This window comes from Mycoplasma sp. 888, assembly GCF_035609225.1.
Lineage (GTDB): Bacteria > Bacillota_I > Bacilli_A > Mycoplasmatales > Metamycoplasmataceae > Mycoplasmopsis.
The window spans coordinates 13,678-39,909 of the sequence record NZ_CP141192.1 but is presented as its reverse complement, the minus strand read 5'-3'; the positions used below and the strand labels follow the sequence as shown (position 1 = coordinate 39,909).

At 32.7% G+C, this 26,232-nt stretch carries 20 protein-coding genes, 9 tRNA genes and 3 rRNA genes; 7 read left to right on the top strand and 25 right to left on the bottom strand.

All coding sequences use genetic code 4. The annotated features are described in order from the left end of the window. The first annotated feature begins 5 nt into the window (after positions 1–5). Both ffh and U5U50_RS00225 read left to right on the top strand, forming a co-directional pair. Complete coding sequence (ffh, locus tag U5U50_RS00230) at positions 6–1,364, top strand: signal recognition particle protein (RefSeq protein ID WP_324672818.1); 1,359 nt, start codon at positions 6–8, stop codon at positions 1,362–1,364. A 66-nt stretch (positions 1,365–1,430) separates the two neighbouring features. Beyond that, positions 1,431–1,506, top strand: a tRNA-Thr gene (locus tag U5U50_RS00225). 8 nt (positions 1,507–1,514) lie between these two features. On the opposite strand, the gene U5U50_RS00220 is transcribed toward U5U50_RS00225, so the two are convergent. The 23 genes from U5U50_RS00220 to rpsL form a co-directional block, all read right to left on the bottom strand. Beyond that, positions 1,515–1,838: a thioredoxin family protein gene (locus U5U50_RS00220; RefSeq protein ID WP_324672816.1), complete on the bottom strand. Its 324-nt coding sequence runs from the start codon at positions 1,836–1,838 to the stop codon at positions 1,515–1,517. 131 nt (positions 1,839–1,969) lie between these two features. After that, positions 1,970–2,075: ribosomal RNA gene (gene rrf, locus U5U50_RS00215) — 5S ribosomal RNA — on the bottom strand. A gap of 192 nt (positions 2,076–2,267) precedes the next feature. Next, positions 2,268–2,936: a signal peptidase II gene (locus U5U50_RS00210; RefSeq protein WP_324672814.1), complete on the bottom strand. Its 669-nt coding sequence runs from the start codon at positions 2,934–2,936 to the stop codon at positions 2,268–2,270. A gap of 2 nt (positions 2,937–2,938) precedes the next feature. Next, positions 2,939–5,620 carry an isoleucine--tRNA ligase gene (gene ileS / locus U5U50_RS00205; protein ID WP_324672811.1) on the bottom strand — a complete coding sequence of 894 codons (2,682 nt, stop codon included), beginning with the start codon at positions 5,618–5,620 and terminating at the stop codon, positions 2,939–2,941. A 107-nt stretch (positions 5,621–5,727) separates the two neighbouring features. Further along, positions 5,728–5,803: transfer RNA gene (locus U5U50_RS00200), tRNA-Phe, on the bottom strand. 4 nt (positions 5,804–5,807) lie between these two features. Continuing rightward, positions 5,808–5,884, bottom strand: a tRNA-Asp gene (locus U5U50_RS00195). Between the two features lie 4 nt (positions 5,885–5,888). Further along, a tRNA-Met gene (locus tag U5U50_RS00190) sits at positions 5,889–5,963 on the bottom strand. 16 nt (positions 5,964–5,979) lie between these two features. Next, a tRNA-Ser gene (locus U5U50_RS00185) sits at positions 5,980–6,072 on the bottom strand. A 3-nt stretch (positions 6,073–6,075) separates the two neighbouring features. After that, positions 6,076–6,151: transfer RNA gene (locus U5U50_RS00180), tRNA-Ile, on the bottom strand. A gap of 6 nt (positions 6,152–6,157) precedes the next feature. Next, positions 6,158–6,234 (bottom strand) — tRNA-Met (locus U5U50_RS00175). Between the two features lie 5 nt (positions 6,235–6,239). Continuing rightward, a tRNA-Ala gene (locus tag U5U50_RS00170) sits at positions 6,240–6,316 on the bottom strand. Positions 6,317–6,323: 7 nt separating this feature from the next. Then, positions 6,324–6,400, bottom strand: a tRNA-Pro gene (locus tag U5U50_RS00165). Between the two features lie 163 nt (positions 6,401–6,563). After that, positions 6,564–9,449, bottom strand: a 23S ribosomal RNA gene (locus tag U5U50_RS00160). 264 nt (positions 9,450–9,713) lie between these two features. Next, positions 9,714–11,224 (bottom strand): 16S ribosomal RNA (locus tag U5U50_RS00155). The 16S and 23S rRNA genes sit together here with 8 tRNA genes alongside, the layout of an rRNA operon. Before the next feature lie 187 nt (positions 11,225–11,411). Beyond that, positions 11,412–11,603: a 50S ribosomal protein L28 gene (gene rpmB / locus U5U50_RS00150; RefSeq protein WP_323188685.1), complete on the bottom strand. Its 192-nt coding sequence runs from the start codon at positions 11,601–11,603 to the stop codon at positions 11,412–11,414. A 133-nt stretch (positions 11,604–11,736) separates the two neighbouring features. Then, entirely contained in the window at positions 11,737–13,671 is a 1,935-nt protein-coding gene (locus tag U5U50_RS00145) for a DNA topoisomerase IV subunit B (protein WP_324672809.1), read from the bottom strand. Positions 13,672–13,711: 40 nt separating this feature from the next. Further along, on the bottom strand, positions 13,712–14,569 hold the full coding sequence (gene ylqF / locus U5U50_RS00140; RefSeq protein ID WP_324672807.1) for a ribosome biogenesis GTPase YlqF: 858 nt from the start codon (positions 14,567–14,569) through the stop codon (positions 13,712–13,714). Positions 14,570–14,576: 7 nt separating this feature from the next. Continuing rightward, entirely contained in the window at positions 14,577–14,837 is a 261-nt protein-coding gene (locus U5U50_RS00135) for a hypothetical protein (RefSeq protein WP_324672805.1), read from the bottom strand. Between the two features lie 2 nt (positions 14,838–14,839). After that, positions 14,840–15,565 carry an RNA methyltransferase gene (locus U5U50_RS00130; protein ID WP_324672803.1) on the bottom strand — a complete coding sequence of 242 codons (726 nt, stop codon included), beginning with the start codon at positions 15,563–15,565 and terminating at the stop codon, positions 14,840–14,842. Continuing rightward, positions 15,546–16,088 (bottom strand): tRNA (cytidine(34)-2'-O)-methyltransferase, encoded by a 543-nt coding sequence (locus U5U50_RS00125; protein ID WP_324672801.1) that lies wholly within the window; start codon positions 16,086–16,088, stop codon positions 15,546–15,548. The genes U5U50_RS00130 and U5U50_RS00125 overlap by 20 nt, the downstream gene beginning before the upstream one ends. A gap of 152 nt (positions 16,089–16,240) precedes the next feature. Continuing rightward, positions 16,241–18,331, bottom strand: coding sequence for an elongation factor G (gene fusA / locus U5U50_RS00120; RefSeq protein WP_324672799.1), 2,091 nt, complete (start codon positions 18,329–18,331; stop codon positions 16,241–16,243). Between the two features lie 14 nt (positions 18,332–18,345). After that, the gene (gene rpsG, locus U5U50_RS00115; protein ID WP_257089177.1) at positions 18,346–18,816 is read right to left on the bottom strand and encodes a 30S ribosomal protein S7; all 471 of its coding nucleotides are present in this window, start codon (positions 18,814–18,816) and stop codon (positions 18,346–18,348) included. 51 nt (positions 18,817–18,867) lie between these two features. After that, a complete protein-coding gene (gene rpsL / locus U5U50_RS00110; protein ID WP_323188689.1) occupies positions 18,868–19,284 on the bottom strand; it encodes a 30S ribosomal protein S12 in 417 nt (138 codons plus the stop codon). 393 nt (positions 19,285–19,677) lie between these two features. Between rpsL and eno the strand changes: the two genes are divergently transcribed. Further along, positions 19,678–21,039 (top strand): phosphopyruvate hydratase, encoded by a 1,362-nt coding sequence (eno, locus tag U5U50_RS00105; protein ID WP_324672794.1) that lies wholly within the window; start codon positions 19,678–19,680, stop codon positions 21,037–21,039. Between the two features lie 41 nt (positions 21,040–21,080). Here the strand turns inward: eno and plsY are convergent, their stop codons facing one another. Next, entirely contained in the window at positions 21,081–21,824 is a 744-nt protein-coding gene (gene plsY / locus U5U50_RS00100; protein ID WP_324672792.1) for a glycerol-3-phosphate 1-O-acyltransferase PlsY, read from the bottom strand. A gap of 89 nt (positions 21,825–21,913) precedes the next feature. Here plsY and def point away from each other — a divergent pair, with 89 nt between their 5' ends. The 4 genes from def to U5U50_RS00080 are packed head-to-tail and all read left to right on the top strand — an operon-like array spanning position 21,914 to position 25,341. After that, entirely contained in the window at positions 21,914–22,471 is a 558-nt protein-coding gene (gene def / locus U5U50_RS00095; RefSeq protein ID WP_324672790.1) for a peptide deformylase, read from the top strand. 31 nt (positions 22,472–22,502) lie between these two features. Beyond that, entirely contained in the window at positions 22,503–23,819 is a 1,317-nt protein-coding gene (locus U5U50_RS00090; protein WP_324672788.1) for a hypothetical protein, read from the top strand. Positions 23,820–23,821: 2 nt separating this feature from the next. Further along, positions 23,822–24,754: an MSC_0882 family membrane protein gene (locus U5U50_RS00085; RefSeq protein ID WP_324672786.1), complete on the top strand. Its 933-nt coding sequence runs from the start codon at positions 23,822–23,824 to the stop codon at positions 24,752–24,754. Continuing rightward, a complete protein-coding gene (locus U5U50_RS00080) occupies positions 24,754–25,341 on the top strand; it encodes a DJ-1/PfpI family protein (RefSeq protein ID WP_324672784.1) in 588 nt (195 codons plus the stop codon). Before U5U50_RS00085 ends, U5U50_RS00080 begins: the two co-directional genes overlap by 1 nt. Positions 25,342–25,415: 74 nt before the next feature. On the opposite strand, the gene U5U50_RS00075 is transcribed toward U5U50_RS00080, so the two are convergent. After that, complete coding sequence (locus U5U50_RS00075) at positions 25,416–26,162, bottom strand: PQ-loop domain-containing transporter (RefSeq protein WP_324672782.1); 747 nt, start codon at positions 26,160–26,162, stop codon at positions 25,416–25,418. Between the last annotated feature and the right edge of the window lie 70 nt (positions 26,163–26,232).

Below are 26,232 nucleotides of genomic sequence, written 5' to 3'. Positions count from 1 at the left end.
ATAATATGACTATGTTAGATTTTTTAGAGAAAAGAATACAAAAAAGTATTGTAAAAATGTCAAAAAAAACAACTCTAAATGAAGCTGATATTTTAGAAGTAACTAAAGACGTAAAATTAGCACTTCTTGAAGCTGACGTTAACTTAAGGGTTGTTAAAGAGTTTATTAATAATGTTAAAGTAAAGGCTTTAGAATCTGAAATTATAGGCAAATTAAACCCATCACAACAAATGATTAAAATTTTTCACGATGAACTTGTAAATATTTTAGGTGGAAAAACTACCGAAATTTCAATCACAAAAAAACCTTATATCATTATGATGTGTGGACTACAAGGTTCAGGGAAAACTACAGCAACAGCTAAAATTGCTTACTATCTTAGAAAGAAAAAATTCGTAAATAATCCACTTGTTGTTGCAGCTGACATCTATCGTCCGGCTGCTGTGCAACAATTAGTAACTTTAGCAAAGAGTATTCAAGTTGATTACTATGAGCAGGGTGTCGAAGTTCCTGCAGAAGAAATTGTAACTAATGCATTAAAACAAGCTAATGCCAATAAAAATGACTTAATTATTATCGATACAGCCGGTCGTTTATCAATTGATGAGAAGTTGATGCAAGAGCTTAAAAACATTAAACAAATTGCTCATCCATCTGAAATATTCTTTGTTGCTGATGCTATGTCTGGTCAAGACATTGTTAATGTTGCTCAAACATTCAATGATAACTTAAGCTTATCAGGTTTAATTATTACAAAACTTGATTCAGATGCACGTGGTGGAGCCGCATTAAGCTTACGTCAAGTACTAAATGTGCCTATCAGATTCATTGGTACAGGTGAAAAAACATCTAATATTGATTTATTTCACCCTAATCGTATGGCTGATAGAATTCTTGGAATGGGTGATGTTTTATCACTTATCGAACATGCACAAGATAACATTGATGAAGATAAAGCAAAAAATATGGTTGAAAGAATTTTTTCAGGTAAATTTGACCTTGATGATTTAATGGATCAAATTAAGCAAATGAAGAAATTAGGTAAATTCTCAAAATTACTTAAAATGCTTCCTAGTTCTTTATCAAATAAAATTAATGAAGAAGACTTAGATAAAGCTGAAGAAAAAATGCAACTTTACCAAATCTTAATGTCTTCAATGACTAAGAAAGAAAGAAAAAATCCTAAACTTTTAAAACAAGCATCTAGAAAAGAAAGAATTTTAAAAGGTTCGGGAAGAAGTGTTCAAGAATACAATAAACTACTTAATGAGTTTGAATCAATGCAAAAAAGAATGGTTGATATTACTAATAAATTCAAAAATGGTGGGACAAGTGGTTTAGGTGGTCTTGGAGGATTGTTCTAAAACAAAAAGCAACATTTAATTATGTTGCTTTTTTAATTTTATTGATAAAATTAACTTATTAAATGTGCCATCATAGCTCAGCAGGCAGAGCACTTCCATGGTAAGGAAGGGGTCGCTGGTTCGAGTCCAGTTGTTGGCACCATTTTTTTATTACTCTTTTGACATTTTGTCTAAAACAGATTTTAATTCTGAATATGGTAAATATCCTGAAAGTGCAGTTACATATTTTGCATCTTTGTAAATTTGAATATATGGAATACTTGTAACATTCATCTCTTTTGCAAAATCTCCATTTTTATCAATATTAACTCTTAATATTTCGACATTATCTTTTTTGTCTAATTCAGTTAATGTGTTTGCATATAACATTTTACATGGGCCACATCAATCTGCATAAAATACTAAAAGTTTTACACCTTTTGAGTTATCTAAATGTGAAAAAACATCTTGTTTTGTCAAATCATTGTGAATCATTTTCACCTCCCTTAAATAATATGTAATTATTATACCAAAAAATAAAAAAGTGTTTTTTAGCACTTATTTTTTGTGAAATTTGAACTTTTTACTGCTTTTAATATAACATTTTTTTAAAAAAAGTATAAAAAAAGCAGCGGCTCCCTATTTTCACTGTAAAGCTATCTTCGGCACTGAAGGGCTTAACTACTGAGTTCGGAATGGATTCAGGTGATCCCCTTTGCTATAACCACTGCATATATTATAACACTGATAAATAAAAACAAAAATATTTTTTAAATTTTTTTTGAAAAATTCTGATCTCTAATGAAACACAAATTTCATCACTTACATTCATTGATTAGTTAATTAAATTTAACACTATGAATTTACGAAATTAGTAGAAGAAAAACATTCCAACAATGTTGAGATGTTTTTTTAATTACTGAATTATTTATTACGTATATAAATATTAGCTTCGTATTCTAAATCTTTATTCTCATCACGTGCTTCTTTAATTCACATTGTAATTGAAATAATAACGAATACTATAATACCAGCAAATACAAAAGTATCAGCTAGATTGAATGTGCCTTTATCTGCTCAAGGTAAGTAAAACATATCTTTTACATAACCGTTAAATAAAATTCTATCTAACGCATTTCCGAAATCTCCTGCTAATAAGATACCTAATGGGATCGAATAGTATAAAGATTTCTTAGTGAAGAATAAAGGCAATATTAGGATAAATGCAACCACCATAAAGCTTAATCCTTGAATTAAAGCAATATCAGTTGTCTTCATGAACGTAACACCTTTATGTCAAATGGATCTAATTCCAAATAAACCAAAATTTTGTCATTCATCAGAATTTGATGGATAAATATTTTCAGGAAAAATGTATGTTCCATCTGGTAAAGGAGCTTGGCCATCTGGTCTTAATCTTAAAACATCACCATGTTTAAATAGAAAAGTTTTTGTTAATTGGTCTATTGTTAAGAAAATTGCAAAAAGAATGAATAATATTACATATGCAGTTAAAATCGATTTTCAATTTACTTTGAAGTGTTCAACTATTTTAGTATCAAAAGTTTTATTTTGTTGTTCTTGATTATTCATAATTATTTATCTTCCCAATCTTTTACAATTTCATAACATGTATTACATAAATTATCTATCATCTCTGATTTTTCAAAATGATTTCAACATCTTTGGCATTTTTCAGAATCAAATGTTGTAATTTCTGATTCATCATTTGAATCAAATGATACTTTACCTACCATTAATAAAGTTTTTAAATCAAGTGATTTAATAAAGTCTGATAATGAATTTGGTAATTTAACATATGCTTCATTAATTCTCTTAATTGTACCTTCTTTAATTAAGTTATCAACTTTAGCATTTACTTCAGCACGTAATTGGAAGAATTCATCAAATTGTTCAATTAATGATTTATTAACTGTAACATTATTAAAATCAAATGCATCAAACATTATTGAGTCGTACTTTATAGCTTTATTAAAGTGTTCATATGCTTCTTCAGCTGTTGTAGGTAAAATAGGAGCAATTGCTTTAATAATGAAGTCTACGATTTCATATAAGTTGGATTGAACCATTAATCTTTCTGGATCGTTCGATTTTCTTATATAAAGAATGTCTTTAGTAATTGATAAATAGAATCCAGATAAGTCAACAATATAGTTATTTAATAATTTAACAACATTAATGAATTTATATTCATCATAAGCTTTTTTAATGTTTAATTTTAATTCATTTAATTGTTCTGAAATAACTGCATGAACATCTGTTTTTTGAATATTAGAATCATATTTAAAACCGGATAAATTACCTAACATAAATCTAATAGTATTTCTTATTTTTCTGTAGATTTCAGTATTTTGATCTAGAATATCATCTGAAATATTTACATCATTTGTATATTCACTATTAGCTGCTCATAATCTTAATATATCTGCACCACGTTTTTTAACAACATCAATAGGTTTAATTACATTTCCTAATGATTTTGACATCTTGTCGCCATTCTTATCTAAAACAAAACCGTGTGAAACAATTTGCTTATATGGAGCTGTTTTTTGATATACAACTGAGTTAATGATAGATGAGTTAAACCAACCTCTGTATTGATCAATTCCTTCTAAATATAAGTCATACGGAGCTTTGTAACGCTCATCAATATCAACAGCAGTAAATGAAACACCAGAATCAAATCAAACATCCATAATATCCATTTCTCTTGTGAATTCTCTACCTTTGTATTTTGGATGCAATAAGTCTTGTGTATCTCATTCTCATCAGATATTCATATCGTGCTCTAAAACTTGATTAATTGTGAAATCAAATTGTTCTTTATCGATTACAGGATTTTTATGTTCATCATAAAAGATAATGATTGGAACGCCTCAAGTTCTTTGTCTTGAAATGGTTCAGTCACCTCTTTCTGCGATCATATTTCTTAATCTTGTTTTAGCTCATTCTGGGTATGTTGAAACTTTTGTTTCAATATTTTCTAAAATGTCTCTTCTAATTTTATCAATAGAAACAAATCATTGAGGTGTCCCTCTATAAATAATTGGTTTGTGAGTTCTTCAATCATGTGGATATGAGTGCTTCATAAACTCCAATTTCATAACTTTATTATCTAAAAACTCAACAATAGGTCTGTTTGCACTATCATAAAATAAACCATCAAAATCAGTACCTGTTCCAAAGATAGTTCCATCATCTGCAACGTGCATAATTTGTTCTAAATTAAATCTTTGTCCAATTAAAAAATCGTCTTCTCCGAACATAGGAGCGATATGAACAATACCTGTACCAGTTTCTTCAGTAACATGATGACCAACAACTAACGGAGCTAATAAACGAGTGATTGGTGTGAAATATAAAATATTTTTATCAATAACTTCGTGCCCATAAAATTCATCTAGAATGTCATATTCATAAATTTCATTCTTCTCAGCATATTTTTTAAATAATTCTTCTGAAAAAATTAGAGTATCATTTTCAACTTTAACTCTAACGTATTTAATTTTAAGCCCTACGGCAGCTGCTGAGTTAGCTAATAATGTTCAAGGAGTAGTTGTTCAAACAACGATATCATCACCTTTATGGATCTTGTCGAAGTTACTACTTACAACTCTTAGTTTTAAATATAATGATGGACTTCTTACTTCTTTATATTCAACTTCAGCTTCTGCTAAAGCACTTTGTGAAGTAGGAGATCAATAAATTGGTTTAAGCCCCTTATATACTAAACCATCTAAAATCATTTTAGAAAAGACTTCTAATTGTTTAGCTACATATTTCTTATCTAAAGTGATGTAATACTTTTTAAAATCTGAAAAAAGTTGTAATTGTTTAAATTGTTCTTTCTGAATTTCGACTTGTTCCAATGCATAAGCTTTCGCTTTAATTCTTAATTCAAGTGGCGAAATTTCTTCTTTCTTAAGGTTACTTTCTGAAAGCATTTTATGTTCAATAGGTAATCCATGTGTATCTCATCCAGGAACAAATGGAGAGTAATATTTATTTAAAGTTTTTCATCTCACAATTATATCTTTTAATATTTTGTTTAAAGCATGACCTACGTGTAAATCTCCATTAGCATATGGTGGACCATCATGCAAAATGAAAGATATATTATCTTTATATTCTTCTAATATTCTTTGATATATGTTATTTTGATATCACTTTTCTCTATATTTGCTTTCTTTTTCAATTAAATTAGCTTTCATTTCAAAGCTTGTTTGCGGCATATTTAAAGTCTTTTTGAAGTCCATATTTTCTCCCCCTGTTGTTAAATTACAAATTAATTATAAATAAATTAAATTATATAAGAAAATCCTCTAATTTACTAACTTAACAAGTTAACAAATTAGAGGATTTTTGGTGGCCTCGGCAGGAATCGAACCAGCGACACACAGAGCTTCAATCTGTTGCTCTACCTACTGAGCTACAAGGCCATAATGGCGGTCCAGACGGGGATCGAACCCGCGATCTCCTCCGTGACAGGGAGGCGTATTAAACCACTTTACCACTGGACCGTTTTGGTTGCAGAGGAAAGAATTGAACTTTCGACCTTCGGGTTATGAGCCCGACGAGCTACCGCTGCTCTACTCTGCTATGTATCTCCTGTTATTGGCGGGTGATGAGGGATTCGAACCCCCGCGGGCCGTGAAGCCCCTGCTAGTTTTCAAGACTAGTCCCTTCAGCCGGACTTGGGTAATCACCCGTATGGTGGACCTAACAGGATTCGAACCTGTAACCGACCGGTTATGAGCCGGTTGCTCTAACCGTTGAGCTATAGGTCCGTAATTTGGTAGCACCGAAGAGATTCGAACTCTTGACCTTCCGGGTATGAACCGGATGCTCTAACCAACTGAGCTACAGTGCCATATATGGTGGAGAGTATGGGATTCGAACCCACCACCTCCTGCGTGCAAGGCAGGCGCTCTAGCCAAATGAGCTAACCCCCCATATAAATGGTGAAGAAGACAGGATTTGAACCTGCGACCACTACAGCCCAAATGTAGTGCTCTACCAAGCTGAGCTACTTCTCCAACAATCATTAGTTGCGTTATTATTATAATATAAAAAATATTTTTATGAAATTTTTTTTATATTTTTTTGAAAATAAAAAACACCATTAAGGTGCTAAATATTCTTTGAAAACTGAATAGTTATTTTAATAATTCATTAAAATGTCTGAATACATCTTAATATACTTTTAAACCTATCAATTTATTAGTAATGGTCAGCTGAATATATTACTACACTTACACTTCCATCCTATCAACCTCGTAGTCTACAAGGAATTTCAAGGGAATACTTATCTCTGAGGAGGCTTCCCACTTAGATGCTTTCAGCGGTTATCCCTTCCGTACTTAGCTACCCAGCTGTGCTTCTGGCGAAACAACTGGAACACCAGCGGTACGTCCACTCCGGTCCTCTCGTACTAAGAGCAGCTCTCATCAATATTCCAACGCCCACATCAGATAGGGACCGAACTGTCTCACGACGTTCTGAACCCAGCTCGCGTACCGCTTTAATTGGCGAACAGCCAAACCCTTGGAACCGACTCCAGCTCCAGGATGCGATGAGCCGACATCGAGGTGCCAAACCTTGCCGTCGATGTGATCTCTTGGGCAAGATAAGCCTGTTATCCCCAGGGTAACTTTTATCCGTTGAGCGACTGCCGTTCCATGACGTACAGCCGGATCACTAAGTCCTGCTTTCGCACCTGCTCGACTTGTAGGTCTCGCAGTCAAGCACACTTCTACCTTTGCGCTCTTCATACGGTTTCTGACCGTATTGAGTGTACCTTTGAACGCCTCCGTTACCTTTTAGGAGGCGACCGCCCCAGTCAAACTACCCACCACGCACTGTCTCCCCACCGGATAACGGTGGCAGGTTAGAAACTCAACATACCAAGGGTGGTATTTCAAGGTTGACTACTCTAAGACTGGCGTCTTAGCATCACTGTCTCCCACCTATCCTACACATGTTAGGCCAAGTTTCAATACGAAGTTGTAGTAAAGCTCCATGGGGTCTTTTCGTCTTGATGCGGGTACCCAGCGTTTTCACTGGGACCATAATTTCACCGAGTCCAATGTTGAGACAGTTGAGAGATCATTGCGCCTTTCGTGCAGGTCAGTATTTAGCCGACAAGGAATTTCGCTACCTTAGGACCGTTATAGTTACGGCCGCCGTTCACCCGGGCTTCATTTCAATGCTTCGCGTAAAGCTAACAAATCCACTTAACCTTCGGGCACTGGGCAGGCTTCACCCCCTATACATCATCTTACGATTTAGCAGAGAGCTGTGTTTTTGATAAACAGTTGCCCCTCACAATTTACTGTGGCCAACTAAAAGTTGGCACCCCTTTTCGCGAACTTACGGGGTTAATTTGCAGAGTTCCTTAACATTGGTTTTCTCGCTCGCCTTAGAATACTCATCTTGGGAACGTGTGTCCGTTCTCGGTACAGGTACCATTGACCTTAAAGTTTAGAAGCTTTTCTAGGAAGTATGAAATCACACAATTCGATGAAACCACCTATGCATCATAGCTCCCAGTTACAGAGTTCGCATTTAACTAAACTCCCCAGTTGCTACTTACCCCCAAATCCAATAATGGGTAGTGTTATCCTCCTTCGTTACTCCATCACAAATCAAGGTAGTACAGGAATATTAACCTGTTGTCCATCGGATACGCTTTTCAGCCTCTCCTTAGGTCCTGACTAACCCTGGGTGGACGAACCTTCCCCAGGAAACCTTTCCCAATAGGCGTTGAGGATTCTCACCTCAAATCGTTACTCATACCGGCATTCTCACTTCTTAACGCTCCACCAGTCCTCACGGTCTGACTTCACTGCGATAAGAACGCTCCTCTAACGTACTAAATGTACCCGTGGCTTCGGTATTGTGTTTTACTCCCGTTACATTATTGGCGCAAGATCTCTTGACTAGTGAGCTATTACGCACTCTTTAAAGGATGGCTGCTTCTAAGCCAACCTCCTAGTTGTTTATGAAATCTCACAACCTTTCTGACTTAACACAATTTTGGGACCTTAGCCGACGATCTGGGTTGTTGCCCTCGCGAGCCGGGACGTTAGCACCCCGGTTCCGACTGCATGATAATACACAATGATATTCGGAGTTTGATTATAGTCAGTACCGCTAGACGCGGCCATTCCATATTCAGTGCTCTACCATCAAAGTTTAACATCACACGCTAGCCCTAAAGCTATTTCGAGGAGAACCAGCTATCTCCAAGTTCGATTGGAATTTCTCCACTATTCACAAGTCATCCGGGCACTTTTCAGCGTACTACGGTTCGGCCCTCCACTTGGGGTTAACCAAGCTTCAGCCTGCTCATGAATAGATCACATGGTTTCGGGTATATATCAACATACTAAACGCCCTATTAAGACTCGATTTCTCTACGGCTCCGTTTTTATCTACTTAACCTCGCATGTTAACATAACTCGCCGGTCCATACTGCAAGATGTACGCCATCAGCCATTAACGGCCTCTGACTAATTGTAAGTAAGTGGTTTCAGATTCTATTTCACTCCCCTCCCGGGGTTCTTTTCACCTTTCCCTCACGGTACTAGTTCACTATCGGTGTCTGATTAGTATTTAGCCTTACCGGATGGTCCCGGCAGATTCAGACAGGGTTTCACGTGCCCGACCTACTCAGGATACTACTAAAAGACTTTGTTATTTCGCATACAGGAGTATCACCTTCTGTGCTTAGACTTTCCAATCTATTCTGCTATAACAAAATTTTGTAACTTTGTGTAAGTAGTCCTACAACCCCAATTAAAAATTGGTTTGGGCTCTTTCACGTTCGCTCGCCGCTACTGATGAAATCATTTTTTATTTTCTCTTCCTGTTGCTACTAAGATGTTTCAGTTCACAACGTGTCTCGCAAAAGGGACTATATATTCATCCCTTAGCAACTAGACATTACTCTAGTTAGGTTTCCCCATTCGGAAATCCCCGTTTTCGTAGCTTATATCCAGCTCCACGAGGCTTATCGCAGGTAATCACGTCCTTCATCGACTTCCAGACCCAAGGCATCCACCACAAACTCTTACTTATTTAAAAGTTGTAACAATATAACCTATTATTGTTGATATATTCAAAGACATTTTAATAAATTATTATTTCTAATAATTCATAACTCGGTATCCAAAACAAATTGACTTTAATTTATTTTTGATGTCGTTGTTATATTAATATCTTTATAACTATTCAGTTTTCAAAGAACATTAGAGAGAAATTCTCTCAAAACTAGATATATCATGACAAAAATTATCGTAATAAAAAGATTTAGAATAGCAATATAAAATTGCTGATTGTACTCCGTAGAAAGGAGGTGATCCATCCCCACGTTCTCGTAGGGATACCTTGTTACGACTTCACCCCAGTCACCAGTCCTGCCTTAGGCGGTCGTCTCCGTAGTTGACATAACCGACTTCGGGCATTACCAGCTCCCATGGTGTGACGGGCGGTGTGTACAAGACCCGAGAACGTATTCACCGTAGCGTAGCTGATCTACGATTACTAGCGATTCCGACTTCATGTAGTCGAGTTGCAGACTACAATCCGAACTGAGAATGGTTTTTTGAGATTTGCTCCACGTCGCCGTATTGCTTCTCTTTGTACCATCCATTGTAGCACGTGTGTTGCCCCACTCGTAAGAGGCATGATGATTTGACGTCGTCCCCACCTTCCTCCCAGTTACCCGGGCAGTTTCCTCAGATCATCTAACTAAGGACAAGGGTTGCGCTCGTTGCAGGACTTAACCGAACATCTCACGACACGAGCTGACGACAACCATGCACCATCTGTCATTCCGTTAACCTCCACTATATCTCTATAGCTTTGCGGAAGATGTCAAGAGTGGGTAAGGTTCTACGCGTATCTTCAAATTAAACCACATGCTCCACCGCTTGTGCGGATCCCCGTCAATTCCTTTAAGTTTCACTCTTGCGAGCATACTACTCAGGTGGATGATTTAATGCGTTAGCTGCGCCAATAGCTTCATCACTATTAGCTAATCATCATCGTTTACGGCGTGGACTACCAGGGTATCTAATCCTGTTTGCTCCCCACGCTTTCGTCTCTCAGTGTCAATATGCACCCAGTTAACTGCCTTCGCCATGTTGGTGTTCTTCCTTATATCTACGCATTTCACCGCTTCACAAGGAATTCCGTTAACCTCTATGCAATTCTAGCATGCCAGTATCCAACGCGATTTGGGGTTGAGCCCCAAGTTTTGACGTCAGACTTAACATACAACCTACAGACGCTTTACACCCAATAATTCCGGATAACGCTTGCAACCTATGTATTACCGCGGCTGCTGGCACATAGTTAGCCGTTGCTTTCTGATTTAGTACTGTCAAGATAATAGCATTTCCTCTACTATTTTTTCATCCTAAATAACAGCAGTTTACAACCCGAAGGCCTTCATCCTGCACGCTGTGTCGCTCCATCAGACTTTCGTCCATTGTGGAAAATTCCCTACTGCTGCCTCCCGTAGGAGTCTGGGCCGTATCTCAGTCCCAGTGTGACGGTTCAGTCTCTCAACCCCGTTAAACATCATAGCCTTGGTAGGCCATTACCCTACCAACTAGCTAATGTTACGCACCCCAATCCTTTAGTGAAGCTTTAAGGCTCCTTTTATATATAGAACATGCGTTCCATATAAGTATCCGGTATTAGCGATAATTTCTCATCGTTATCCCAATCTAAAGGGCATGTTAAGTACGTGTTACTCACCCATTCGCCGCTAAGTTCAAAGAACTTCGCTCGACATGCATGTATTAGGCACACAGCCAGCGTTCATCCTGAGCCAGGATCAAACTCTCGAAAAAAATTGACTTGTCATGTCTTGTATATATCTAGTTTTCAAAGAACTTCTTTGCTATCAAAAGCAAGAATATTATAACACTATTATTTTTTTATTCAAAGCTTTTTTAAAAAAAATAAATTACTTGATCAAGGTAATTTATTTTGATTATATATGTTTAATTTAAAAATTTAATAGTATTAGAGAAATGATTAAATTAACCCTTTGTTTTTAAGAGTTTTTAATGTTTTTGCACTTACTCTTAATGTCATTTTTTGACCATCTATTGTAACTCTAACTTTTTGCAAGTTAACATTAAATTTTCTTTTTGTAGCATTTAATGCGTGTGAACGTTTGTTACCTGATTGAGGTCCTCTGCCTGTTAAAACGTCTCTTCTTGACATAATTTCTTCCTTTCTATAAGTAATAAATGTTTATAAACTTTTATTTAGTCTTTATAAAAAGAGTAAAAATAAAATTCTTTGATATTATAGCAAAAAACTTTATTTTATTGTTTTTTTATAAAAATCATTTTGATTAATTAGATATGTTTAATTTTTCAATGAAATTATCTTCAAGTGTAAAGTTTACATTTTGATCAATTCAATATCTTCTGTTTTCAGCATTTTCTCCCATAAGAACTGAAACTCTTCTTTCAGCAATAAGAGCATCTTCGATTGTTACTTGAACTAATGTTCTTGTTTTAGGATCCATAGTTGTTTCTCACAATTGATCAGCATTCATTTCCCCAAGACCTTTATATCTTTGGAGTTCATATGATTCTTTTATATTTTCCAGCATATCACTTAAATCATCTTCATCTCATGCATAAAGAATTTTTTTACTGCTCTTAAGAGTCACTTTATATAATGGAGGAAGTGCAAGGAAAATTTTTCCTTGTTCAATCATTTGTTTCATAAATCTATAAAAGAATGTTAATAATAGAAGTTGAATGTGAGCACCATCAGTGTCAGCATCCGTCATAATGATTATTTTTCCATATTGGGATTTTTCAATATCAAAATCTCTACCGTATCCAGCTCCAATTGCATTAATAATTGTGTTGATTTCTTCATTTTCAAGAACTTCAACCATTTTTTTCTTTTCAGAGTTAATGACTTTTCCACGTAATGGTAAGATAGCTTGAAATCTTCTGTCTCTTCCACTTTTTGCAGAACCACCAGCTGAATCCCCTTCGACTAGAAATAGCTCATTTTGCTCATTATTTTTGCCAGTTGCAGGTTTTAATTTATCACTTAAAATTAATTTTTCTTTACCTGTTTGCTTTGTTTTTCTACTTTCATCTTTTAATGATTTTTGTTTTTGTCTTAAATCATATGAAGATTCAATTTTATCTATGATTAATTTAGCTTGCTCTTTGTGTTCACTTAATCAAGAATCTAAATATTTAAAGACAATTTCCTCAACAACAGGTTTAGCGTCTGGAGTCCCTAATTTATCTTTAGTTTGACCTACGAATTCAAGAATACTTTCAGGAATTTTTAAAGAGAGAACACAACTAAGTCCTTCTTTAATGTCTGCTCATTCATAAATTCTTTGGCCTTTGACTACATTTTCTTTTGATACAAAGTTATTAACTGATTTAACAAATGCAGTTTTTAGTCCAACCATATGTGAACCACCATCACTTGTTTTAACATTGTTAACAAAACTCAGAATTGTATCTTCATATTGAGTTGTTCATTGAAAAGCAAAATCAACAGAGATGCCTCTTTTTTCATCTTGAAATGAAATAGGTTTTGAAACTAAATCTTTTGAATCATTTAAAAAGTTTAAGAATGATTCAAGACCTTTAGTGTATTCATAAATTTCTGTTTTATCAGTATTTTGATCTCTTAAGATTATTTTTAAATTAGAAATTAAGAAAGCTCTTTCTTTAAGCCTTTCTGAAATTTTGTCAAAACTTAACTTAGCTCTTTTAAAAAGTGGATAATCAGGTCAGAAAGTTACTATTGTTCCAGTATTTTTAGATACACCTACTTCGTGAGTTCTTTGAAGGATTTTTTCTTGTTGAAATTCAGTTAAATAGATCTTTTTATCTCTTGAAACTTCGACAACAACTTTTGTTGATAAAGCATTAACAACACTAGCTCCAACACCATGAAGACCTCCTGATGTTTTATATGCACTATCATCAAATTTTCCACCTGTATGCAATTCAGTAAAAGCAGCTTCTACAGCTGTTTTTGTTGAACCTTTAATTTTATCAACAGGAATACCACGTCCATTGTCTTGAACCGAAACACCATCATCATTTCTTAATGTAACAATTATTTCAGTTGCATAACCAGCTAGTGCCTCATCGATTGAGTTATCTACAATTTCTCAAACTAAGTGATGTAACCCATGTACATCAGTTCCACCTATGTACATACCAGGTCTTTTTCTGACAGCTTCAAGCCCTTTTAATTGTTGAATATTACTTGCATTATATGTATTGTTTTGACTCATAGTTTAAATATTATAAAAGATTAAATAAAAAACATACGAATTAATCGTATGTAACTCCTTCTAAATTTTTAGCTCAATTTATAAAATGTTTGTAAGTTTTTGCAGTGTCGATTCTTTGGTTTTCTTTGTAAATTTTAAATCTTTCTCCATAACTAAATAATTGTGAGTAAATTTCAATATCATCTTGAGATGATTTTAGACCTAATTGTTCTAATTTTTCCGGATAATATTTTGAAATTAATCCATAAAACTTCATTGAAACAACCTCTGGCGAGAAATTATCTAATTTAATAGCGCCTGTGATTAATAATTTAACAGCAACTTCTTGATCTTCAAATTTAGGAAGCAAAATGCCTGGTGTATCTAAAAATAAATATTGACCATTGACAACTCACTTATTTTCTCTTGTTACACCCGGATAGTTAGCAACTTTTAAAGTTTTTTTATCTGAAACTAAATTAATAAGTGTACTTTTTCCACAGTTCGGAACACCAACGACAAATGATTTCATTCTGGTTATCAACATTCCTTTTTCTTTGTTTTTATTAATTCTTTCTTGTGAAAGTTTTTTAATTGTTTTTAAAATAACTTGCTTTGAAGAAGATTTTCTAAGATCTAATCATAATAACGTTTCGTCTGCAAATCTTTTTTCAATTTTTGCTTTTTTGGATTGATCCATTAAATCTGATTTAGTAATAATGAACAATCTCTTTTTTTGTGGTGCAATCTTGTCAAAGTCTTCGTTATATGAACTAATTGGACATCTTGCATCTAAAACTACTATAAAAATATCAGCTAATGAGGCTTTTTCTTTTAATTCCTTGAAAGCCTTAGCCATATGACCAGGGAATCATTGAATTAAATTCTCATATTTTTGTTCTTTGTGTTCTAATTCCATATTTATCCTATTTATTTAATTTTTCCAGCTCTGATCTAAGTTTATTAACTTCTTCAGCAAGAATTTTATTTTCTTTGTAAAGTTCTTTATATTGGGCTTTATATAATTCTGTTTTTTCGGTTGATTCATTTATTTCATTAACAATTTCATTAATTTGTCTAATCAATTCATTTAAATGACTTTCAACTTCTGTTTTATTGTACCCTTCTAAAGATAAATGAAAGTTATAGTTTTTAATTTGTTCAATTAAATTATCAAATTTATTCATAATTACCCATTTCTAACTTTATTCAACACAATTGCTGCAGCAGTTGCCACGTTTAAACTTTCAAATGAAATTGGAATGTAAACTTTTTCATCAGATAATGAAGCAGTTTGATTATCAATTCCATTACCTTCGTTTCCTAAAATAATGACAATTTTTTCTTCTCTTGAAAAATCAATTTCATTTAACTTCTTAGCATTTGTGTCTAACATAGTTGCATATAAAATATAGTTTTGTTTTTTAAGTTGCTCTAAAATATCAATATTATTTGTCTTAATTAAATTCAAATCAAAAAATGTCCCTTGTGAAGAACGAATAACTTTTGGATTAAAGTAATCAAAGTTTTGGATAATAACAGTATCAAAATCAAAGGCTCTTGCTAATCTAAAAATTGTCCCTACATTTCCAGGTTCTTGCAAATTATTTAAAAATAAAACTCTGTTACCAATTAATTTTGAGACATCAGGAAATTTACAAATACCTATAATACCTTGTGGTGTGGATGTGTCTGATAAATAATTTAAGATTTGTTCTGTGACTAAAATAGAATCAGCGAATTTATTTTTATCAACTACTTCAATTGTTTCTAGCAAAATACCCTTTTCTTTTGCTTCATTGACTAAGTGATAACCTTCGACTAAAAACTTAGATTCCTTACTTCTATATTTTTTATCTAAAAGTTTATAAACATCCTTGATAAACTGATTTTGCTTACTGGTTATTATTTTCATCATATTGTTCTAAGTAATGTTTTCCTTTTTCGACTTCAAATTTTGATAAATCTTTAAAATCAAGTTGTCTCATAACTTCAAAACCTAAAATAGCAACACAGTTAGCAAGATTAATTGAACGCATAGCTGAAACCATCGGTATTCTGATGCAATTTTCTAAATTTTCTTTCAAGATTCTTTTATCAATACCTGTAGATTCTCTACCAAACATTAATCACACTTCACCAGTTTGTTCGTGAACTTCATTATATTTAACATTTGTATATGTCTCTAAACCATATCTAGTTACAAAAAAGATTTTCTTATCTTTGTACTTATTGTAAAAATCTTCATATGAGTTATGAATTTCATGTTGAATGTCACTGAGCATTCTTCCTGCACCTGCTCTTTTAAGATATTTAGGATGAAGATCAAAACTTGTTGGTTTGATAATGTGTAATTTTGCACCTAGTGCATAACAAGTTCTGATTATATTTCCTGTATTTGGAGCGATTTCCGGTTGATATAAAACTATATTTAACATAATACTATTATACATAGTATTATGATGCTGATTAATAACTCATAATTATTGTGTTAATTTCACTTTTGCAATAGTGTATAAGTTAAATAAGTAAAAAATAAAAAGTAGGATATGCCTACTTTTTTAAATTATTTAAAGTGAAAATTTAAATATTAATCTTCATCTTTATCTTGAATGTTTCTACGTTTAATAATTTCATCAGCAATTGATTTTGGAGTTTTTTCGTAGTGATCAAATTGCATTTGGTATGTTCCACGTCCACTTGTCATAGATCTAAGTTCTGTTGAGTAACCGAACATTTCTGAAAGAGGAACCATCGCTCTAACAATAACAGCTCCATCATTTCTTTGTTCTTGGTCGTTAACAAGCCCTCTACGTCTTGATAAATCACCGATAACATCTCCGATATGATCTGATGGAACAACTACTGAAACGTCCATAATTGGTTCTAATAATACTGTACCAATTTTATCTTTTGCTTTTGTAAGTGCTTTAGAAGCAGCGATTTTGTAAGCCATTTCTGATGAGTCAACGTCGTGGTATGATCCATCGAATAATGTAGCTTTAATGTCAATCATTGGATAACCAGCTAAAATACCAGCTGCCATTTTTTCTTCAAGACCTTTTTGAATTGATTTAATGTATTCTTTAGGAATTTTTCCACCAACAATTTTGTCCACGAATTCAAATCCACCATCTGGGTTTGGTTCAAATTTGATTCATACGTGTCCATATTGTCCTTTTCCTCCTGATTGTTTGATGTGTTTTCCTTCAACTTCAGCAGGAATTGTAATTGTTTCACGGTATGAAACTTGAGGTGCTCCAACTTTAGCTTTAACACCAAATTCACGTTTTAAACGATCAACAATAATGTCTAAGTGTAATTCTCCCATTCCGGCAATAATTGTTTGACCTGTTTCTTCATCAGTATATGTTCTAAATGTAGGGTCCTCAGCAGCTAATTTTTGTAATCCTAATGATAATTTTTCTGTAGCAGCTTTTGATTCTGGTTCTAAAGCTTGTGAGATAACTGGTTCTGGGAATACCATTTTTTCAAGAACGATTTTTGGTGATTTTTCTCCGACTAATGTATCTCCTGTTGTTGTGTATTTAAGACCAACAGCAGCAGCAATATCTCCAGCTCTACATTCATCAATTTCTACACGTGAGTTAGCATGCATTTGTAAAATACGTCCAATACGTTCTTTTTGTTCTTTAGTTGTGTTGTATACGTAGCTCCCTTTTTCAAGAACTCCACGGTATACACGGAAGAATGTTAATGAACCTACGTATGGGTCTGTCATAACTTTGAAAGCTAATGAAGAAAAGTCTCCATCGTCTGTTGCACTAACAAATAATTCTTTATCACCATCGAAAGCAGGGATTGGTGGTACATCAAGTGGTGATGGTAAATAATCAACAACAGCGTCAATCATTCTCTTAACACCTTTGTTTTTGAATGATGTTCCACATACTACTGGGAAGAATTCTGACGTTAAAGTAGCTTTTCTAATTGCAGCTTTAAATTCTTCAACGCTTAAATCTCCACCTTCAAGAACTAACATCATTAATTCTTCGTCAAAGTTAGCAACTGCTTCTAATAATTCTTGACGTTTTTCAGCAACGATGTCTTTTAAGTGAGCAGGAATTTCTGTTGGAAATTCTTCTTCTTGTGCTTCTCCGTTGTATTTAATAGCTTCTAATGTAACAAGGTCAATAATACCTTCGAAATCTGATTCAGCACCGATAGGTCATTGGATAGCAACCGCATTTCCACCTAAACGTTGTTTAACTGAAGCAACTGAAGCTGCAAAATCAGCACCTGCTTTATCCATTTTGTTAACGTAAACAATACGAGGAACTTTGTAGTTTGTAGCTTGTCTTCAAACTGTTTCTGTTTGAGGTTCAACTCCTGATTGAGCATCAAGAACTGCTACAGCACCGTCTAGTACACGTAATGAACGTTCAACCTCAACTGTGAAGTCAACGTGTCCTGGTGTATCGATAATGTTAATTCTTTTTCCTTTTCAGAAAGCTGTTGTAGCAGCTGATGTAATTGTAATTCCACGTTCTTGTTCTTGTGCCATTCAATCCATTTGTGAAGCACCATCGTGTGTTTCACCGATTTTGTGAATTTTACCTGTGTGGAATAAAATTCTTTCTGTAGTTGTTGTTTTTCCAGCATCAATGTGGGCCATAATACCGATATTACGGTAATCTTTTAATTCATATTCTCTAGCCATAAATAAACCTTAGACTATCATCTGAAGTGTGCAAATGCACGGTTAGCTTCAGCCATTTTGTGTGTATCTTCACGTTTTTTGATAGCTCCACCTGTTTTGTTTGATGCATCAATGATTTCGTTAGCTAAACGAACATCCATTGTTTTTTCATTTCTTAATCTTGAGTATTGAACAAGTCATCTTAATGCTAATGTTTGTTTTCTACGAGGAGAAACTTCTGTAGGAACTTGGTAATTTGTTCCACCAATTCTTCTTGTTCTGATTTCTAATTGAGGTGTAATGTTTTCAACTGCTTCTAAGAAAACTTCCATTGGTTCTCTTTGAGTTTTTTCTTTAATAATGTTAAATGCTGAATATAAAATATCTTGAGCGATAGATTTTTTACCATCTAACATAATTTGGTTAATTAACTTTGTAACAATAACAGAGTTAAAAACTGGATCTGCAAGTACTTCACGTATTGGGGCACTTTTTTTTCTTGACATATGTCCTCCTTATATTAATAATATATTGTGTGTATAAATTAATTTAAATTATTATTCTGATTTAGGTTTTTTAGCACCGTATAAACTACGTCCTTGGTTACGTTTTGCTACCCCGGCAGCATCTTGTGTTCCACGAACGATGTGGTATCTAACCCCAGGTAAGTCTTTAACACGTCCTCCACGAATTAAAACAACTGAGTGTTCTTGAAGGTTGTGTCCTTCTCCTGGAATGTAAGCTGTAACTTCCATTCCGTTTGATAATTTAACACGAGCATATTTACGTAATGCAGAGTTAGGTTTCTTAGGTGTCATTGTAGCAACACGAGTACATACACCACGTTTAAATGGTGAAGCCATTTTTTTAGCTTTTTTAATTAATGAGTTGTAGCTAACGCTTAAAGCAGGAGCGTTTTGTTTTTTAATTTTTGAGCTACGACCATGTGTGACTAATTGATTAGTTGTTGGCATTTTATGCTTCCTTTCATTTGTAATTTGATAAATTTTAAGATTAATATCGTTAAGCTATTTATTTTGATAATAATATTAGCAAAGCAATTATATAACAACTTACCCGTGTGTATCAATGTTTTTTAATTTTTTTATTTAGTTTTATCAGTCACTAAAAAAATGTTTTTAACACTTACACATAGATGTTTTGGTAGTTATATCGAAAGTTATTTTTGAGAATATACAAACTTAACAGAGTTTGAAAATCACATAAAATTAAACAAAAATGTGAAATTAATTACAGATAAACTTGCTCAAAGTATATAAATTTAAAAATGTTATAATTACATTACTTTTCTAGAAGAAAAGTTAATTAATTTAAATGTGCATTAAAAATTAAATAAAGGAGACTAAATGTCAGCAATTAAAAAAATTCACGCACGTGAAATTCTAGACTCACGTGGTAACCCAACTGTTGAAGTTGAAGTATTTACAGAATTCGGTGGATACGGTATTGCTAAAGTTCCTTCAGGTGCATCTACAGGATCACGTGAAGCTCTTGAATTAAGAGACAAAGATTCTAAATATGAAAGTAACTGATTTGGTGGAAAAGGAGTTATGTTAGCAGTTGATCACGTTAACAACGATATTGCTCCTTACATCGAAGGTATGGAAGTTACATTACAACGTGAAATTGATAGAAAAATGATTGAATTAGATGGTACAGAAAACAAATCTAAATTCGGTGCTAATGCTATCTTAGGAGTTTCATTAGCTGTTGCTAGAGCTGCTGCTAATGAATTACAAATTCCACTTTACAAATACTTAGGTGGATTTAACGCTCACGAATTACCAGTTCCTATGTTAAATGTTATCAATGGTGGAGAACATGCTTCAAACACAATTGACTTCCAAGAATTTATGATTATGCCAGTTGGAGCTAAAACATTCCGTGAAGCTTTACAAATGGCTAACTTTGTTTTTCATAACTTAGCTAAATTACTTAAAAAACACGGGCACGGTATTCAAGTTGGTGATGAAGGTGGATTTGCTCCAAACTTCAAATCACACGAAGAAGCTTTAGACTTCTTAGTTGAAGCTATTAAAGCAGCTGGATATGTTCCTGCTAAATCAGGTGAGAATGCTGTTGCTATTGCAATGGATTGTGCATCAAGTGAATTATATGAAGATGGTGTATACACATTCAAAAAATTAAAAACAGCTGTTGAAAAACAATTACCTGGATTTGAACACTTAACAGATACTAAATTCACATATACATCAGACGAAATGTTAGATTACTTAAAACATTTAGTTGACAAGTACCCAATCATTTCAATAGAAGATGGATTTGCTGAAGGTGACTGAGAAGGATTCAAAAAATTCACAGCAGAATTAGGAAACAAATTACAAATTGTTGGAGATGATTTAACAGTTACAAACACAGCAATTTTAAAACGTGCTATTGAAGAAAAATCAATGAATTCAATCTTAATTAAAATTAACCAAATCGGTTCATTAACAGAAACTTTTGAAGCTATCCAAATGGCTCAAAAAGCAAATATGACAGCAGTTGTATCACACCGTTCAGGTGAAACAGAAGATACAACAATCGCCGATATTGCTGTTGCCATGAACACAGGACAAATTAAGACAGGTTCATTATCAAGAACTGATAGGATCGCAAAATACAACAGATTATTAGCAATTGAAGAAGAATTAGGTTCAGTATCTTCATTCAAAGGTAGAGAAGCATTCTATAACATTGAAAAATAATGATTTAATTTAACAAAAAATAGAGAGACTTTAAAATCTCTCTATTTTTTGTTACTTCTATCTAAAAAAGATAACTTTCTTTCCTGATTCTTAAAAATTCTAACTAAATTATCTCTGTGCATTATAACTATTAGCAATACTGCTACTATAAAGAAAATTCCACTAGTTAATTGATAATTGTAAAGTGATGCGCTCGTATGCTGATTATAGTCAGCAAGTCATTTCATATTAGTTGCTCAAGAAAGATCTGAACTTAAAAATCAGTGACCAAAAATAATTACAGGTGTCATTAAAAGAGCTGACACAATACTTGCTAATGAAACATATTTTTTTCAGAATAATATTCCAAAGAATATAACTGCTGCAATTGGTAAAAGTGCAATGTTGATTGAAATTAATAAACCAATTGATGTAGCAACTCCTTTTCCACCCTTGAATTGGAAGAAAATAGGAAAACAATGTCCGACAACAACTCCTAAACCACATAAAATTGGAAATACATATAAGTTCATATTTAAACTATTTTTGTTGATAGCCTTGCACAATCCATACCCAATTGAAACCATTAAAATTGTTTTAAAAATATCTATTAATAAAATGTATAGTCCTGTTTTTTTTCCTAGTACTCTAGAGGAATTAGTTGCTCCTGCATTTTTTGAATGAAGCTCTCTAATATCTTTTCTGACAATTTTTCCTCATAGAATTGAAGTGTTTAAGGATCCTACAATGTATCCTAAAATAAATAATAAAATATTAAACAAAATTGAATTGCTAAGTTGAATCATTGTCACTATCCTCCTAATTAATTAATTATACTTTGTTAACTAATTTATATTAAATTAAAATTAATTTAATATATTATAATTAATATTGTATGAATAAAAAATTTAAAGTAGAAATCGTACAATTACCAGAAAAAGTACTTAGAAAAAAATCACAAGATGTACCTCTTCCATTAACAGATGAGGATATTGAATTAGCTGAGAAAATGATTTATCACATTGATGATTCACAAAAAGATGGCTCTGAATTTAGAGCTGGAGTTGGTGTAGCAGCAGTTCAATATGGTGTTCTTAAAAATGTCTTTTATGTATTTGTTCAAGATGAATTAGGTAACACAATTTATAAAGATGTTTTATTTAACCCTGTTATTATTGCTAAAAGCGATAAGAAAATTGCACTTTCTGAAGGCGAGGGTTGCTTAAGTGTTTCTGAAGATTGGCCAGACCAAGAAGGATATGTTTATAGATCTGAAAAAATAACAGTCAGAGCTTATAGCTATTTTTCTAGAGAATTCCAAAACTTAACAGTTGACGGATATTTAGCAATAGTATTTCAACACGAATTAGACCATTTAAACGGAATGCTATTTATCGATAGAATCGCTAAGAAAAACCCTTGAAAGAAACTACCTAAAGCTAAATTCTTATAATTTAACTAACTAAAAATATAGAAAGGAAAATATGCTTACATTTTTTCAAACTCAAACATCATCAAGTAGTGAGTCATCGAACGCAATGGATAAGTTATATGACTTCTTCGCGAATTTGATGTCGTCTAAAATTTCAGACCCAACTATTTGAATGCCTATTTTAATTGTTACACTTGTTTTATTTTCATTTGTAACAGGTTGATTCTTAAGATGAAAATGAACTGTTTTTAAAACAGTTTCAATAGTTATCACAATTATTGTTTCTGTTATTTTATCAGTAGCTCTTAAAACTGCATTTGAGAAAAAAGCGCAAGAAGATCAAAAATTTCAATCTGCATCTGAAATTCTTACATTTGCAATAACTTTCATTTCTTTAGGAGTTTACTGAATCACTAGAGGATTTTTATGATTCATAATCGGAATCATTCATTTAGCAACAATAAAGAAAAGAAAAGAGAAAAATAAGCAAAGATCTAAATTCTTTAGAGCAGCTTTCGGTGGATTTTGAGGAATTATAAACGTAATTCTTACCTTACCCGGTGTATTATTGCTTGCTAACGTAATTTCATCAATGGTGCCTAACTCGAATAAAGCAAATAAAGCTACAGAACTTGGTGTGAAAATTATGACTGGTGGTAAAGGTTCATCTGTAACAAACTTGGCCTCAGGAATTTTCTCAATGGTTCAATTGTTTATCGACTCAGAATTACATGATTTAGCAATTAAATTTATTAAGGATCCAAATTCATTATCTAAAGATGATATTGAAAAATTAATTAAAAACTCAAATGCTATTGCGGCTATGTTAGAAAATGAAAAATTTGTTGATTTAGTTGCTAAAAACATTCCTACATTATTAGATGAAAAATCTAAAAATGAAATCAAAAACAATAGAGAACTTGAAGCTTACATTACAAAATATGAAGCTCAATTTATTGTAGCAAATCCTGGTTCAACAGTGAACTCAAGCGAACAAAATAAAACAGACTTTACAAAATTTGTTGTTGGTAAAATTAATGAAGAATTACAACAAAATTCAATTACATTAGTTCCAGAAGAAGTCAAAAATGTCTTCGGAATGCTAGGGTTAGCAGCAGCTAAATCAGATAGTTCACAAGAGCAAAACTTATCAAAAATTGTTGATGCTATTTTAAAAATCAACCCAACAATCTCTGAAAAAACAAACACAGCAGTTTTAGCTTCAGGAATTTTAGGAAATCTTAAAAATTCTGTTTTAAGAGATCTAAATAAACAAAAAACAACTGAAACCTTAGATAACACAAATAATCAACCAAATACCGAGAACCCACAACCAGGTGCAAATATACCAACTGGAGCAAGTGAGTAATTATGAATAATCAAGAACAACAAAATCAAAATCCAGTTTCAGTTCAAAACTCGTCTGGTTCAACTGGTATTTATGCAAATCAAACACAAGTTCAAAATGTTACCACAAACCAAGTTACTAATGTAAATTCAAAAAGCATAATTCCTGAAAATATTCTTAAATTATTTAAAAGAGAAAGAAAACTAGCATTACTTTCTTTCTTGATATGATTTTCCATTTTCTGTCTTTCTATAGTTGCTGCAATTATTAATTATTTTGTTAATACATTTAAATCAGAACCACCTCATACACAAGGTATTGCTTGATACATTGGAATAAGCATTGTGTTCTTAATTTCATTAAGTTTATGAATTAAAGCTTTAACAAGACGTAAGTCATGAATTAAAACTGAAGAAATAACTAAAAACAGTTACATTAATGGAACGCAAATGAATGGTGTTCTTATTGCTGAAGCATACAGAACAATTACACTCAAAATGCTTCGTTTAAGTTGAATTTATGCTTTCTTCTTAACATATACTGGATTGTTCATTGCTGTAGTTTGCTTACTTTACTTTACATCTCCCTGAGAAGTAAATATGGGTCAAGAAGGTTCATGAATTCATATTAACTCAAAAGTTGAATGAACCAACATTTTAGATAATGCTTTTGGAAGCACTAAAAATATGCTCATTATTTTAGGAACTACAATAGCAGCTACTGCGATTGTATTTACCGTTCTTAGAATTTACGATAGAAAAAGACAAGCTGAAATTAAATTAGCAATCTTAAACAACCCAGAAGAAGTTGTTGCTAAAACAAATACGGATAGAAGATTAGAGAATAAAGCTTGAATTAAAGCTTACATCATTGTTTTCATCTTAGTTGTATTATTACCTTTAACAGTATTCTTATACTTAATTTGAAAAGGTGTGATTAAAAGAGGTAAAAAATAATGAAACTTCTTGTAATAATTGAAGATAAATTTAATGACATAGAATTAAACACAACTTTATCTGTCTTAGTCGCTTCAGGCAAAGTAGAATCAATTACTTATTATTCACCAAACTTAAAAGAAGCTTCAGGACAATTTAATATTGTTAAAATAACAAACATTGTTAATTCAGTTAATTTAAATGAATTTGATTTAATGTTCGTACCTGGTGGTAGAGGTTGTCAAACACTTAGGCAAAATCAGCAATCATTAGAATTAATTAACAAATTCTTTAATGACCTTAACAAACCTCTTGCAGCTATCTGTGATGCACCAAACGTTTTAACTGAATTTAATATAATCAAAGACCAAAAATACGTTTCATTCTTTTCTGAATGAAGTAAACCATTCTGAAAAGATGGAAAAATCATTAACTCTAACAATTGAAAAAAATCTCCATTCACTAATATAGACAAGAACCTTATTACAGCATCAAATGCAACTGCTTCATTAGATTTTGCGTTCGCTATATTAGAATACTTTTATGGTGAAGATTTTTCTGATACTGTACGTTCAAATATGACTTTTGGAAAGCTTACACAAATATAATCAAAATTACCTACACAAATATTGTGTAGGTTTTTTAGCAAAAAAACAACCAATTTTGGTTGTTGATTCAATTATTAAGCACGGTGTGAATGTCTTACTGTTGTTTTTTGCGTTGTAAATTTATCGTGTAATGTAAATCCTAATTGGATTGAGAATAGTGTTAATGAAATTGATTGTCATACTAATCCACCGATAGCTGATGTGATTGACTCTCCTTTTGATTCATTAATAAGGATTAATAAGATTCAGTAAACTATTCAAATAATGTTATTTACAACATATAAAACATACATTCAGTATGACACACCTTGTCATTGTTTTGTTTTAAACGATGTTATTAACTGAGGTAAGAAAGCAAATGTAGTAAATGCTGGGAAAATGAATCCCATAACAGTTGAAATTGAAGAATGTAATTTTCCAATTATATATGGAGCTTTTTCACTACCATTTCTACCATAATCAATAATGTAAAATACAGTAAATATTCCAGCAATAATTCATGTAGCTAAAACAGCAAGATAACCTTGTAATTTTTGTTTCTTAGTAAATTCTTTTTTGTAATAGTAAAGTAAACCTGTCATAATTCCGTTTACAAGTACACCTACTCCATCTGCGACCATAACAGTTATGAATTTTTCATTATTCACATCTGTTGCACCTCAAATTACTCAAAGTAAAATCCCAATATGGAAAATTCAGAATGACACAAAGTTAATAGGTCCTGTCTTTTTATCTTTAAGAATTTTCAATAATTGAGGAACACTTAATGAGATAACAGTAATTGCACAAATTCATTTAATAATTTCAAATGCAGTTCACATAGTATTCCTTTCAAATATAAATTTTGTTCTTTAATATGATGTATATTTTATATTATTTTTTATTTTAAGT